The sequence below is a fragment of the Pseudomonas sp. C6002 genome, assembly GCF_013385805.1.
GTDB lineage: Bacteria > Pseudomonadota > Gammaproteobacteria > Pseudomonadales > Pseudomonadaceae > Aquipseudomonas.
The window spans coordinates 72,900-86,317 of the sequence record NZ_JACAPH010000034.1 but is presented as its reverse complement, the minus strand read 5'-3'; the positions used below and the strand labels follow the sequence as shown (position 1 = coordinate 86,317).

Annotated in this window: 10 protein-coding genes and 1 pseudogene; 5 read left to right on the top strand and 6 right to left on the bottom strand. The window is 56.6% G+C overall.

Annotated elements, in window-relative coordinates; genetic code table 11:
- Window positions 1-40: 40 nt before the first annotated feature.
- From HX817_RS25640 to HX817_RS25625, 4 genes are all read right to left on the bottom strand, one after another.
- Window positions 41-1,288 (bottom strand): ATP-grasp domain-containing protein, encoded by a 1,248-nt coding sequence (locus HX817_RS25640; protein ID WP_087693202.1) that lies wholly within the window; start codon window positions 1,286-1,288, stop codon window positions 41-43.
- The gene (locus tag HX817_RS25635) at window positions 1,285-2,214 is read right to left on the bottom strand and encodes a DMT family transporter (protein WP_087693201.1); all 930 of its coding nucleotides are present in this window, start codon (window positions 2,212-2,214) and stop codon (window positions 1,285-1,287) included. Before HX817_RS25635 ends, HX817_RS25640 begins: the two co-directional genes overlap by 4 nt.
- 75 nt (window positions 2,215-2,289) lie before the next feature.
- Window positions 2,290-2,853 carry a phosphoribosyltransferase family protein gene (locus HX817_RS25630; protein ID WP_177022258.1) on the bottom strand — a complete coding sequence of 188 codons (564 nt, stop codon included), beginning with the start codon at window positions 2,851-2,853 and terminating at the stop codon, window positions 2,290-2,292.
- Window positions 2,854-2,857: 4 nt separating this feature from the next.
- Window positions 2,858-3,799, bottom strand: coding sequence for a cysteine synthase family protein (locus tag HX817_RS25625; protein WP_177041576.1), 942 nt, complete (start codon window positions 3,797-3,799; stop codon window positions 2,858-2,860).
- A 215-nt stretch (window positions 3,800-4,014) separates the two neighbouring features.
- Here HX817_RS25625 and HX817_RS25620 point away from each other — a divergent pair.
- Together HX817_RS25620 and HX817_RS25615 are read left to right on the top strand one after the other, a co-directional pair.
- Window positions 4,015-4,356, top strand: a pseudogene (locus HX817_RS25620) (RND transporter); the annotation flags it as partial.
- Between the two features lie 844 nt (window positions 4,357-5,200).
- Entirely contained in the window at window positions 5,201-5,449 is a 249-nt protein-coding gene (locus HX817_RS25615) for a DUF6124 family protein (protein ID WP_087693199.1), read from the top strand.
- A gap of 123 nt (window positions 5,450-5,572) precedes the next feature.
- On the opposite strand, the gene HX817_RS25610 is transcribed toward HX817_RS25615, so the two are convergent.
- Complete coding sequence (locus HX817_RS25610; protein WP_087693198.1) at window positions 5,573-6,856, bottom strand: Zn-dependent hydrolase; 1,284 nt, start codon at window positions 6,854-6,856, stop codon at window positions 5,573-5,575.
- Between the two features lie 179 nt (window positions 6,857-7,035).
- A complete protein-coding gene (locus HX817_RS25605) occupies window positions 7,036-8,523 on the bottom strand; it encodes an NCS1 family nucleobase:cation symporter-1 (RefSeq protein WP_177041574.1) in 1,488 nt (495 codons plus the stop codon).
- Window positions 8,524-9,124: 601 nt separating this feature from the next.
- On the opposite strand from HX817_RS25605, the gene hydA reads away from it, so the two are divergent.
- The 3 genes from hydA (at window position 9,125) to preA (ending at window position 13,369) form a co-directional block, all read left to right on the top strand.
- Window positions 9,125-10,564, top strand: coding sequence for a dihydropyrimidinase (gene hydA / locus HX817_RS25600; RefSeq protein ID WP_177036793.1), 1,440 nt, complete (start codon window positions 9,125-9,127; stop codon window positions 10,562-10,564).
- Between the two features lie 163 nt (window positions 10,565-10,727).
- The gene (locus tag HX817_RS25595) at window positions 10,728-12,095 is read left to right on the top strand and encodes an NAD(P)-dependent oxidoreductase (protein WP_087694481.1); all 1,368 of its coding nucleotides are present in this window, start codon (window positions 10,728-10,730) and stop codon (window positions 12,093-12,095) included.
- The gene (gene preA / locus HX817_RS25590; protein WP_177041572.1) at window positions 12,095-13,369 is read left to right on the top strand and encodes an NAD-dependent dihydropyrimidine dehydrogenase subunit PreA; all 1,275 of its coding nucleotides are present in this window, start codon (window positions 12,095-12,097) and stop codon (window positions 13,367-13,369) included. The genes HX817_RS25595 and preA overlap by 1 nt, the downstream gene beginning before the upstream one ends.
- Window positions 13,370-13,418: the final 49 nt, after the last annotated feature.

Sequence of the window (13,418 nt, the reverse complement as noted above, 5' to 3'; positions counted from 1 at the left end):
ACAACCGGGATCACATACGGGAGTTTTGTTGATCCGGACGTCAGGGCGCCAAGTAGGCTCCCACAGCCTCGAGTGCTCGAAGCTTCAAATAATCCGCCTTGATGACCGCGTTGTCGGCATGCACCAAATAAATGGTACCCGGTTGGCTGAATACGTCTTTGGTCATGCCAATCGGCTGCCCGCTGCCAACGTAGAACACCGAATAAAAATAGGACTCGAGCTTCAGAAGCTCGCTTAAAAACAGCTCTTTGGTGAAACAACCCGGCGAACGATTGATTAGGCAGACGTTATAGCTGTGCAGCAACAATTCATAACCTACCTGGGCGTCAAGCAAGCGCTCAAATTGTTCCGGCTCAACGATGGACATAACCGTGGCGCGAATCTGCCCCAGTCCTGTCGTCTGTTCGGATACTTCAGGACGAAGAATTCCGTCGGTGCGCGCTGCGATCTCCACAAGTCTGGGACCTTTTTCGGTCAGCATAACCTCCGCGTGGCTAGGGCCATTTTCAATGCCCAGGCTTCTGACGACCTTGCGGGTGTAGTCGACCAGCAGCTCACACTCAGGCTCGGCAGGGCTGACCAGTTCATCAATGTCGTAAATGACGCTACCGCTGTCCAGCCGCTCCTTTCGGTATCTCACCACTTCAGTGACCATCTGCCTCGCGCCCAGGGAGACCATATTCACAACATATTCCACACCAACCAAATATTCCTGGATCAGGACCTGAGCGTTCCTAATATTGAGTCGATTGGTCGTTCCCAAAACCTTTCCGAAGGCGACCTCACAATCTTGCAAATCATCGCAAATATAAACCCCATCCGCGCCTGCACTATCCAGAGGTTTCAGCACCACGGGAAACCTGCCATGCCCCAGGATCCAGGCCTTGGCCGCATTCCATGACTCAACGATAGCCTGTTGCGCGGCTGGCAGCCCAGCGTCGGCGACACAACGGATCATTTCAAACTTGTTCCTGCGCGCTTGAGTTCGGTTGAATTGGTTGCGATAAGGAAGATTGAGCTGCTCGTTGAGCCAATCAGACAACAACACACCGGTTTCAGCCCCAGCGATGATGTACTGGGGATCGAACGTCGCAACGCGTTCGACCGTCGCTTCCAACTGCTTATTGACGATCAGACATTCATAAATCGAGGCATCGAAACCCATGTAGTAATAATCATCGAGCGTCGCGGACGACGCCACATGGATCAACGTACAGCCTCGCTCACGCAACGCTTTCGCGACAAACTTACCGGATGAAAAACCATCGACTATCACGACTCTGCTCATCTCAATCCCCGCCTTTCGAGATACAGACTTGCGATTGCTCGTCCAGAGAGTAAAAAAATAATGACGCCAACCGCCGTGACACTGGCTGCCGAAAACTCCACTCGTGTGTCGAGATATTGAAGCAGCAGGACAAACACCGGCAGTGTCAGCAGTAACAGCGAGACATGGATAGCACTGAGATAATGAATGGTTTTTTGAATCAGATAAATCGGCAGCAAATGGCCAATCACCACTAACGTCAGCATCGGCCAGAACAGCTCAGGGCCCAAGGCAAAACCGACACCCGTCGCGGGAATCAAGACGACACAGGCAATGATCATCACCACATTTCGGACCGCCAGAATTTCATAAACAACCCACTGTCGAGCGAATAGCTTTTTCGAGACGATCGTATACATCACGGTGCCCAACGCGCACACCAGAACGCTGACGATGCCAAGCATTCGCTGCCCGGTAGTGGTGGAAGACACACCACTGTCACCCATGAATGACTTGAACAACATGATTCCCACGGAAATCAGTACCAGCCAGGAAATCAATGTATCCGCCAACGCGGTTTTAACCCTGTTTTTATCAAGAGCAGAGAGGATGAGCGTTAGCGCCGGCCCGCATGCCACTGAGGCCACGCCGACAACGGCAGGTTCCAGATAACGGAGTGCGTAGAATAGGCCGCCCCAGTTCAATAGAACTGCAACATTGACTAAAAAAACTAACAATATGTTTTCGCACAGTTTTAAGATAAGTTTTTTGTTACTTCGCAAGAGCGTAAAACTTAGAAAAAACGCTCCTGAAAAACTGAAGCAGTAAAAAATGACTACCAAGGGATTTATCATTTGGGTAACAAAAGCCACATACACGTCAAATGCAGCACTGATAAAGCAAAAAATCAGCCCAAGCACCATTCCGCGCCGCATCAAGCTACTCATTTAAATCACCAGATGGTGTGCAACCTTGACGGGCTTCGAATTGCTTCATCGTCTTGATGCCATCTAAAATCCGCATCAGTCAATCACCTCAACACCTCCAGCCCTCACATTGATTTTTATTATAGTTTTTACCAAAATCCCAGTTTTCTCAAACACCTCCCCGATTCCTCCGCTGCCTACTTTTTCTACTGCACAGATAACACCTAAAACTTCCCCACCACTTGCTCTAACGGCGTCAACCAATGAAACAATCGTCCCCCCGGTACTCAACGTATCATCAACGATGACAACTCGATCATCGCGACCTATTCCGTTGAGATATAGTTTCCCGTCAAAGTATTCTGAACTAATATCCACAACCTGCTCATTTAGACAACCCAGGCTATAGGGATACCAGCGCGCCATCGCAAGAGGAATGCCAGTCAATAACGAAACCGCTGTGGCGAGAGGCGCCCCTTTATCCTCCTCAGTAACAATTTTAGTAGCAGTCAGATCCATAAGCCTAATTGACCTCTGAGCGACTTCCATCAAAACTTGTGGCCGCAGCGCGGGAATCTGATCCGCAAACTCATTAACCGTAGTCAATGCTTTTCCAGAATTCACAACATCGGCGTTCCTATAAACATCTTCAAGTAACATTTTTTCAATCCTCCCTGTATTCTGGATAAATACCATCCCAGCGACTTCTATATTTCCACGCACTATCAAAAAATAGAGTCACGATATTTTGATTGTTACACTCCCGAATAATCTCGTCACAGACCAATAAATTTGCGCCGCAAGTTGGTCCAATCTGGATACCCGAATCAACGATAAATTGCTTCATGCGCTGCCAAGACCGGGCGCCATCCACTAACCTCACCTCATCTACAAGTTCAGGTATCGTATTAATGGATAATACTCCAGCCCCCAGCCCCATAAGATTATGAGGAAGATGCTTAAAAGCCGTATTTTTCTTCATCGCGTAGAGAGGCGCCGAACTTTTGACCTCTATACCTATAGCTTTAATTTCTTTGTATTCTCGTTTCAACACTTCTGCAATACCGGAAAACGTTCCCCCTGTACCGATGGAGCATATGAAAAAGTCAGGTATGACATTCATCTTTTTTAGTGCATTGACGATTTCTTCGCCACAGCCGTGCCATGCCTCTTTATTTAGTAGCGTATTGGACTGATCCAGAAAGTAGGTATTTCCTTCTAGTGCTTCTGAGGAAAACTTTTTGGCCATCGTAGCCGCTCCAGCTAAAAACTCTTCTTTTGGAGTTTCGGTTATTTGTGCCCCATAAGATAAAATTTGTGCTTTGCGTTCCTGCGTCATGCCCTCTGGCATAAAAACTCTTATTGAATAACCTTTTTCTCTGCCTATCCATGCGAGCGCGGCACCTCCGTTCCCTGTGGAACTATCCACCAGTATCATGCCAGGTTGAATAACCCCCGATGCCTCTAGCTTGGTAATGATACTCAAGTAGGTTCTATCCTTATGACTGCCCGACGGGTTCATAAACTCGCACTTTGAAAACACCCGATTTCCGCTGTCGCTTTTAACCTCCACAAGTGGCGTATCTCCTATATCACCTAGCTTCATTATTCCTCCTTTAACCCAAGCATTTATTCCGATGCATTTGACCCTATCAAAACATTGCAAAAGTAAATAGCTAGCAAAACGGTTAGGTGCTTGCAAAAAAAACTAACACCTTCAGGTAGCACCGATAACGGAAAAATGAAAAAGGGAACTTTCACACAAGCTGCTCGGATGTGACCTTCATACTATTTAACCCATTATCTGCAGTTACCAGTATCCACTGGGCTCTGGGGTCCTTGGTAAACCTGCCGATCTTCGACGGCGGGCGCCTGAGTGCCAGGCCAAGGCCGAATTTGAAGAGGCCTCGGCCCACTACCTCAGCCAGGTTTTACGCGCCGTGCGCAAGGTTAAAGATAACTAGGGGCAACTGCCGGATTTGCAGCAGAAAGCGCTGGATGAACAGTTATCTGGCGGGGGCTCTGAGTTATCTGGATGTGGTGACGGCGCAGACCGCAGCGTTGCAGGCGCAGCGCACGTTGCAAGCGGTGCAAACGCGGCAGTTGCAGGCAAGTGTAGGCTTGGTGACGGCGCTGGGCGGCGGTTGGAAGCCTGACGCCTGATACAAATCTCGAGCCCACCCTGGATCAAATGTGGGAGCTGGCTTGCCTGCGATAGCGGAGTGTCAGGCACTGCAACTGTGTCTGAAACACCGCTATCGCGGGCAAGCCCGGCTCCCACATTTGAGAGGAGTGAAGCCTGACGACTCAGGCCCCCAGTTTGCCGCTGGCAATCACCACCGACGTGCGTCACGTCAAACATCTCTAGACTGACCCACCGCCAATTTCAATCCTCCGGCCGACTATTCAGAAAAACACTCACCGCTGTGTAATCGCTGCCATCGGCATGTCGATACAGCGAACTGCTGTGATAGTCGGATACATCCCCCGCCACCGACACATTGATCGTACGGCCCTGAACATCAACTTTTGCCGATGCGTCACGCGTAATTAGAAATGGACTGGCATCCCTCAATGCAGCCAATACTTCACTGTCGTCCTCCAAGGCGCGGTAAACGTAATATCGATAGCTGAGATGATGAGAGGCCGATGAACAAAGGAGACTTCGTACAAAGGAGCAGGACATGCCTTACAACCCATCCTCGAAGCGACATATTTCCTACGCTTCTTTCGGGTTGCTGGTCGGAACGGGCACCACTAGTCTTCGCCAGTCGCTGCCAATTCAGCGACCGGACGTGAGAAATCCGAACGACTCCATTGGCGCAAAAGCGCCCGCCGTATACAGTGCAGGCGCTTTTTCTGTGCTCGCTGTTATGGCGGCTGTGCGCGGGCACGCTTCGGCGTGGCCAAGCTCCTGGGGTCTTGGTTTTCTCACTCCGCGTACAGCTGCCACCTTCGTTCGTGAGAAAACCCTGGTGGTAGTCTCTAACTCTCCAGGAACTGCATCATGATCAAAGACAGTCCAAATCCTCTTTCCGATTCAAACCTGCTCTTCACCCTCCGCCCTGGTCTCGATACCGAAACCCTGCTGCTTAATGCCTCTCAGGATCTGGAATCTATCAATGCCATCGCCGCGCACTTGGCCTTTGAGGTTGATGGTTCACAGCGCAGCGTGATGCTGGGGATGTGTCGGATGCTGGAGGGCGTGCAGTTGCTTGTAGATCGGGTGGTGGATGCGAGGGTAGCCGTGAGCTGACCTATAAATGTGGGAGCTGGCTTGCCTGCGATAGCGGAGTGTCAGGCACTGCAACTGTGTCTGAAACACCGCTATCGCGGGCAAGCCCGGCTCCCACATTTGAGAGGAGTGAAGCCTGTCGACTCAGGCAGCCAGTTTGCCGCTGGCGATTGCCACCGAAGCTGCCACCATCGCCCTCAGCAACACCGCACACCCCGCCGCCAAATCATCCGGCGCCGCGTTCTCGATTTCGTTATGGCTGATGCCACCTTCACACGGCACAAAGATCATCCCCGCGGGCCCCAGTTCCGCGACGAAAATCGCGTCATGCCCTGCCCCGCTCACGATATCCATGTTGGACAACCCCAACCCATTGGCCGCATCACGCACGGCATCCACGCAGCCTTTGTCGAAGTACAGCGGCGGGAAGTCAGCGGTGGGTGTCATCTCGAATGTGAGGCCGTGCTTGGCGCAGGTCTCGTCGATCACCTTGCGCACCTGGGCAATCATCGAATCCAGCCGCGCCGGTTCCAGATGGCGGAAGTCCAGGGTCATGCGCACTTCGCCAGGAATGACGTTGCGTGAGCCCGGATACGCTTGCAGGCAGCCGACGGTGCCGCAGGCGTGAGGCTGATGACCCAACGCCGCCGCGTTTACTGCAGCCACCACGGCCGCGGCACCGACCAGGGCATCCTTGCGCAGGTGCATCGGGGTCGGCCCCGCATGCGCCTCGACACCCCGCAGTTTCAGGTCGAACCATTTCTGGCCAAGGGCGCCCAGCACCACACCGATGGTTTTCTTTTCATCCTCAAGAATCGGACCTTGCTCGATATGTGCTTCGAAATATGCGCCCACCTTGTGCCCGCTCACCGGGCGTGATCCGGCATACCCAATGGCATTCAGCGCATCGCCCACGGTCACGCCGTCGGCATCCGTCTTGGCCAGCGTGTCGGCCAGGGTGAATTTCTCGGCAAACACCCCGGAGCCCATCATGCATGGAGGAAAGCGCGAGCCTTCTTCGTTGGTCCACACCACCACTTCCAGCGGCGCTTCGGTTTCCACCTTCAGGTCATTGAGGGTGCGCAATACCTCAACGCCCGCCAGCACGCCAAAACAGCCATCAAACTTGCCGCCGGTGGGCTGGGTGTCGATATGGCTGCCGGTCATCACCGGCGGCAACTGGGGATTGCGCCCGGGCCGGCGGGCGAAGATGTTACCGACGCCATCGATGGTCACGGTACAGCCCGCTTCCTCGCACCACTTCACAAACAGGTCGCGGGCCTGGCGATCGAGGTCGGTCAGGGCCAGGCGGCAGACGCCGCCCTTGGGGGTGGCGCCGAGCTTGGCGAGTTCCATCAGGGACAGCCACAGACGATCGCGGTTGATGTGCTGATGGGTGGATTGCAGAACGTCTATGGCAGCGTTCATGGGGATCTCCTCAGGCAGTAGTTCTTATGAATTTGACCAGACTCTCACTGAAGGACTGCGATCAAAAATGTGGGAGCGGGCTTGCTCGCGAAGGCGGTGATTCAGCTAACACATCTGGCGACTGGCACACCGTATTCGCGAGCAAGCCCGCTCCCACATTTGATTGCATTCCACATCGATTAAAGCGGTGTTTTCACGGCGACCACACGAGCCCCGCGTTTCATGCAGAGGGCGTAATACAACAGGCCACCGAGCGCCGAGCCGGTGAACCAGCCATAGCTGTAGAACCAGCTGAACGCATCGCTGCCCAGGGACAGCAACGTCAGCACCACCGGCACGCCAAACGCCAGGAAGCCATGCCAGTTCCACGCCGGGTACACGTCATCACGATACAAACCGGCGAGGTCCAGTTGCTGTTTCTTGATGATGAAATAGTCCACCACCATGATCCCGGCGATCGGCCCCAAGAGGCTTGAGTAACCCAGCAACCAGTTGGAATAGACGGTTTCCAGGCTCACCTCGGAAATGATCAGCCCGAGCTTTTTCAGCAGTTCGTGGGCCATCAGCGCCAGGCCCACCAGGCCGGTGAGCACCACCGCCGTGGTGCGGTTGATCAGCTTGGGGGCGATGTTCTGGAAGTCGTTGGTGGGCGAGACGATGTTCGCCGCGGTGTTGGTGGACAAGGTGGCGATGATGATCAGCGCCATCGCCACGGCCACCCACACCGGGCTCTGGATATGGCCGATCAGGGTGACCGGGTCGGAGACGCTGACGCCCACCAGTTTCACCGAGGCGGCGGTCATGATTACGCCGAGGGCGGCGAACAGGAACATGGTCAGCGGCAGGCCGAAAATCTGCCCGAGGATCTGGTCTTTCTGACTCTTGGCGTAGCGGCTGAAGTCGGGGATGTTCAATGACAAGGTGGCCCAGAAACCCACCATCGCCGTCAGGCCTGCCATGAAGTAGCCGGTGAGGCTCGCGCCTTCGGGACGCTTGGGCGGGATCGCCATCAACTCGGTCAGCGAGACATTCGGCAGCGCCCATACCAGCAGCCCGATTCCCACCGCTACCAGCAGCGGAGCAGACAGGGTTTCCAGCCATTTGATCGACTCGGCGCCACGCAATACCACCCACAGGTTCAGGGTCCAGAAGATCATGAAGCCGATCACTTCACCGGTGCCACCAAGGGACTTCCAACCCTCGAAAACCGAGCCCAGGAACAGGTGAATCGCCAGGCCGCCAAACATCGTCTGGATACCGAACCAGCCACACGCCACCAGCGCGCGGATCAGGCACGGCACGTTGGAGCCAAGCACACCGAAGGACGAGCGCAGCAACACCGGGAACGGGATGCCGTACTTGGTGCCGGGGAAGGCGTTGAGGGTCAGTGGGATCAACACCACGATATTGGCCAGCAGGATCGCCATCAGCGCCTCGCCCACCGACAACCCGAAGTACGCGGTGAGCACGCCGCCCAGGGTGTAGGTCGGCACACACACCGACATGCCGATCCACAGCGCGGTGATATGCCACTTGTTCCAGGTGCGTTCGCGCACCTTGGTCGGTGCCATGTCGTGGTTGTAGCGGGGGCTGTCGAGGACGTCGGGGCCGGCGTCGAGTTCGTACAGGCCGTTGCGCTCAATGACTTGCGATCTGTTCTGTTGCATGGCCGCTCCACGGTTTTTTCGAATTATTTTTGCTCATCCCGTGACGTGCACGGGATGGCCGGAGTACCTCGTTGACAACATGACATCCGGGACCCGGCCAACCGCCACCGCACTCAATAACCGTGCCGTAAACCGTCAACCTGCCCGCACCGCTTGTATAACTTGCTGATGTTTATCAGCTTTATTGTCTCGACCGAAGAGCCCCTCGTTACTTTCAGCGTTACTCAGGCCAAATAACGCAGAAGTTGTCCGAACCATCAGGACTCAATCTGGTGCAACACAATTATTTTTATTTACCGGCCCCGTCAAGAGGCATGTCTCAAGCGTCTGATTTGCAATAGGAAATGTTGCTCATATTGGGAACCTGTCAAGTGCGTCAAAATGGTGAGAGGCCGCTACATTTTGGTGATTTTTATTTTTTATCGTTAAAATTCAATTACTTAATAAAGATATAAGCTTATAAAAAATATTCTTGCTCATTCGAAAAACTCGGGCTAGTTTCTATTCCTGTCACCGCTGACAGGAATTAATTTTCCAGCGGCGCGATGCATGACAACACTTAGAACTGGCACAAGCCGGTCAAGCCTGTGAGGAACTCGACATGTCGCTGTTGATCCGTGGCGCTACCGTTATTACCCATGATGAAAGTTACCGAGCCGATGTTTTATGCGCAGACGGTCTAATCCGCGCCATTGGCACTGATCTGGATATTCCCGCCGGCACCGAGATACTCGACGGCAGCGGTCAATACCTGATGCCCGGCGGCATCGACCCCCATACCCATATGCAGTTGCCCTTCATGGGCACCGTGGCCAGTGAAGATTTTTTCAGTGGCACGGCCGCCGGGTTGGCGGGCGGCACCACGTCGATCATCGACTTCGTGATTCCCAACCCGCAGCAATCCCTGCTGGAAGCCTTCCATCAGTGGCGCGGCTGGGCCGAGAAGTCGGCGTCCGACTACGGCTTTCACGTCGCCATTACCTGGTGGAGCGAGCAGGTCCGCGAGGAAATGGCCGAGCTGGTGAGCCAACACGGCATCAACAGCTTCAAGCATTTCATGGCGTACAAGAACGCGATCATGGCCGCCGACGACACCTTGGTGGCGAGCTTCGAACGCTGCCTGGAACTGGGTGCGGTACCGACGGTGCATGCCGAAAACGGCGAGCTGGTGTATCACCTGCAACGCAAGCTGATGGCCCAGGGCATTACCGGGCCTGAAGCGCATCCGTTGTCGCGGCCTTCGCAGGTGGAAGGTGAAGCCGCCAGCCGGGCGATCAGGATTGCCGAAACCATCGGCACGCCGCTGTACCTGGTGCACGTGTCCACCAAGGAAGCGCTGGATGAAATCACCTACGCCCGCAGCAAGGGCCAGCCGGTGTACGGCGAAGTATTGGCCGGGCATCTGCTGCTGGACGACAGCGTGTATCAACACCCCGACTGGCAGACCGCCGCCGGCTATGTGATGAGCCCGCCCTTCCGCCCGCGCGGGCATCAGGAGGCACTGTGGCATGGCTTGCAATCGGGCAACCTGCACACCACCGCCACCGACCATTGCTGCTTCTGCGCCGAGCAAAAAGCCGCCGGGCGGGATGACTTCAGCAAGATTCCCAATGGCACTGCCGGTATCGAAGACCGCATGGCGGTGTTGTGGGATGAGGGCGTGAACACTGGGCGCTTGTCGATGCAGGAATTCGTTGCGCTGACGTCTACCAACACCGCGAAGATCTTCAACCTGTATCCACGCAAAGGAGCGATCCGCGTGGGGGCCGATGCTGACCTGGTGCTGTGGGACCCGCAAGGCACACGGACCATTTCCGCGAAGACTCACCACCAGAAAGTCGACTTCAACATCTTCGAAGGCAAGACCGTGCGCGGCGTGCCGAGCCATACCATCAGCCAGGGCAAGCTGGTCTGGGCGGATGGGGATTTGCGCGCCGAACGGGGTGCGGGTCGGTATATCGAACGGCCGACGTATCCGCCGGTGTTTGAGCAGTTGAGCAAGCGGGCGGAGCGTTCCAGGCCGGTTGCTGTGAAACGCTGAGGCCGCCATTCGCGAGCAAGTCCGCTCCCACATTCGCCCCCATTCCAACAGGATAAATGCAGTCGAATGTGGGAGCGGGCTTGCTCGCGAAGAGGCCGGTACAGGCAACAAAAAAACCACTGCCCACCAGAGGCAGCACCTCAAAAACCGTGAGGCCAATACCGTGATCCAGACCCTGAACCATCTTCCCCACCCCCATGAAGATGCGGCGGCCCTCGCCGCGCATTTCACCGACCTGGCGCCGCCGCTCAATGCCCGGCAAGCCCAACTGGAAGCCTCGCGCTGCCTCTACTGCTACGACGCGCCGTGCGTCAACGCGTGCCCCAGCGAGATCGATATCCCCTCGTTCATCCGCAATATCCACACCGAAAACGTCCAGGGCGCCGCACAGAAGATTCTCTCGGCGAATATCCTCGGCGGCAGTTGCGCCCGGGTCTGCCCGACGGAAATCCTCTGCCAGCAAGCCTGCGTGCGCAACAATGCCGAGGAATGCGCCCCGGTGCTGATCGGCCTGTTGCAGCGCTACGCGGTGGACAACGCGCACTTCAGCGAACACCCGTTCCAGCGCGCCGCGCCCACCGGCAAGCGCATCGCGGTGGTCGGCGCCGGGCCTGCGGGTTTGTCCTGCGCCCATCGCAGCGCCCTGCACGGCCATGACGTGGTGATTTTCGAAGCCCGGGAAAAAGCCGGCGGCCTGAATGAATACGGGATCGCCAAGTACAAGCTGGTGGATGACTTCGCGCAAAAGGAACTGGATTTCCTCCTGCAAATTGGCGGCATCGAGATCCGTCACGGCCAGCGCCTGGGCGACAACCTGACCTTGAGCGAACTGCACCAGCAGTTCGATGCAGTGTTCCTCGGCCTTGGCCTGGCTGCCAGCAAACAGCTCGGCCTGCCACACGAAGACGCCCCCGGCCTGCTCGCCGCCACCGACTACATCCGTGAACTGCGCCAGGCCGACGACCTCAGTCAACTGCCCCTGGCCGACCGTTGTATCGTGCTCGGCGCCGGCAACACGGCCATCGACATGGCGGTGCAAATGGCCCGCCTCGGTGCCCGTGACGTCAACCTGGTGTATCGCCGTGGCCTGGCTGAAATGGGCGCCACCGGCCATGAGCAGGACATCGCCAAGGCCAACCAGGTACGCCTGCTGACCTGGGCCCAGCCCGAAGAAGTGTTGCTCGACGACCAGGGCCATGTGCGCGGCATGCGTTTCGCCCGCACCCGCATGGTCGATGGCCGCCTGCAAGCCACCGGCGAGACCTTCGAACTGGCCGCCGACGCGATCTTCAAGGCCATCGGCCAAGGCTTCGACGACGAGGCGCTGCACGACCCGCTGGCCCACCAACTGCAACGCCAGGGCGATCGGATCTTCGTCAACGAACAGCTGCGCACCAGCATCCCCGGTGTGTACGCCGGCGGCGATTGCGTCAGCCTCGGCCAGGACCTCACCGTCCAGGCCGTGCAACACGGCAAGCTGGCCGCGCAAGCCATGCACGCTCAACTCATGCTGAATGTGGAGGCTGCGTAATGGCCGATCTCTCGATTGTATTCGCCGGCATCAAAGCCCCCAATCCGTTCTGGCTGGCCTCCGCGCCGCCTACCGACAAGGCCTACAACGTGGTCCGCGCCTTTGAAGCAGGCTGGGGCGGCGTGGTCTGGAAAACCCTCGGCGAAGACCCGGCCGCGGTCAACGTCTCATCGCGCTACTCGGCACACTTTGGCGCCAACCGTGAAGTGCTCGGCATCAACAATATCGAGCTGATTACCGATAGGTCCCTGGAGATCAACCTGCGGGAAATCACCCAGGTGAAAAAGGACTGGCCGGACCGCGCGCTGATCGTGTCATTGATGGTGCCGTGTGTTGAGGAGTCGTGGAAACACATCCTGCCACTGGTGGAAGCCACCGGCTGCGACGGCATCGAGCTGAACTTCGGCTGCCCCCACGGCATGCCGGAACGCGGCATGGGCGCGGCGGTGGGCCAGGTGCCGGAGTATGTGGAACAGGTGACGCGCTGGTGCAAGACCTATTGCTCGCTGCCGGTGATCGTCAAGCTCACGCCGAACATCACCGACATACGCGTGGCGGCGCGGGCAGCGTGTCGCGGGGGCGCGGATGCGGTGTCGCTGATCAACACCATCAACTCCATCACCAGTGTCGACCTGGAGCGCATGGTCGCCCTGCCGATGGTCGGCACCCAAAGCACCCACGGGGGTTACTGCGGCTCGGCGGTGAAACCCATCGCACTGAACATGGTGGCGGAGATTGCCCGGGACCCACAGACACAAGGCTTGCCGATCTGCGGGATTGGCGGGATTGGCAACTGGCGCGATGCAGCGGAATTCGTCGCGCTGGGCTGCGGCGCGGTGCAGGTGTGCACGGCGGCGATGCTGCATGGGTTTCGGATTGTCGAAGAAATGAAGGACGGGCTGTCGCGGTGGATGGACAGCCAGGGTTACAGCAGCCTGCAGGAATTTTCCGGGCGGGCGGTGGGCAATACGACGGATTGGAAGTACCTGGATATCAATTACCAGGTGATCGCCAAAATTGACCAGGCGGCGTGTATTGGCTGTGGGCGTTGCCATATTGCCTGTGAAGACACGTCGCACCAGGCGATTGCCAGCTTGAAGCAGGCGGATGGGACACATAAATACGAGGTGATCGATGATGAGTGCGTGGGGTGCAACCTGTGCCAGATCACCTGCCCGGTGGCGGACTGTATCGAGATGGTGCCGGTGGATACCGGAAAGCCGTTTTTGAACTGGACGCAGGACCCGAGGAACCCCTACCGCGAGGCGGTGTAGCCTGAATGATCGTTCCCACGCTCCGCGTGGGAATGCATCCGTTGATGCT

What these genes read in the sequence shown, in the direction of transcription:
- HX817_RS25640 (WP_087693202.1), bottom strand. Translation starts at nt 1,288, where the DNA reads ATGAGCAGAGTCGTGATAGTCGATGGTTTTTCATCCGGTAAGTTTGTC.
- HX817_RS25635 (WP_087693201.1), bottom strand. Translation starts at nt 2,214, where the DNA reads ATGAGTAGCTTGATGCGGCGCGGAATGGTGCTTGGGCTGATTTTTTGC.
- HX817_RS25630 (WP_177022258.1), bottom strand. Translation starts at nt 2,853, where the DNA reads ATGTTACTTGAAGATGTTTATAGGAACGCCGATGTTGTGAATTCTGGA.
- HX817_RS25625 (WP_177041576.1), bottom strand. Translation starts at nt 3,799, where the DNA reads ATGAAGCTAGGTGATATAGGAGATACGCCACTTGTGGAGGTTAAAAGC.
- HX817_RS25615 (WP_087693199.1), top strand. Translation starts at nt 5,201, where the DNA reads ATGATCAAAGACAGTCCAAATCCTCTTTCCGATTCAAACCTGCTCTTC.
- HX817_RS25610 (WP_087693198.1), bottom strand. Translation starts at nt 6,856, where the DNA reads ATGAACGCTGCCATAGACGTTCTGCAATCCACCCATCAGCACATCAAC.
- HX817_RS25605 (WP_177041574.1), bottom strand. Translation starts at nt 8,523, where the DNA reads ATGCAACAGAACAGATCGCAAGTCATTGAGCGCAACGGCCTGTACGAA.
- hydA (WP_177036793.1), top strand. Translation starts at nt 9,125, where the DNA reads ATGTCGCTGTTGATCCGTGGCGCTACCGTTATTACCCATGATGAAAGT.
- preA (WP_177041572.1), top strand. Translation starts at nt 12,095, where the DNA reads ATGGCCGATCTCTCGATTGTATTCGCCGGCATCAAAGCCCCCAATCCG.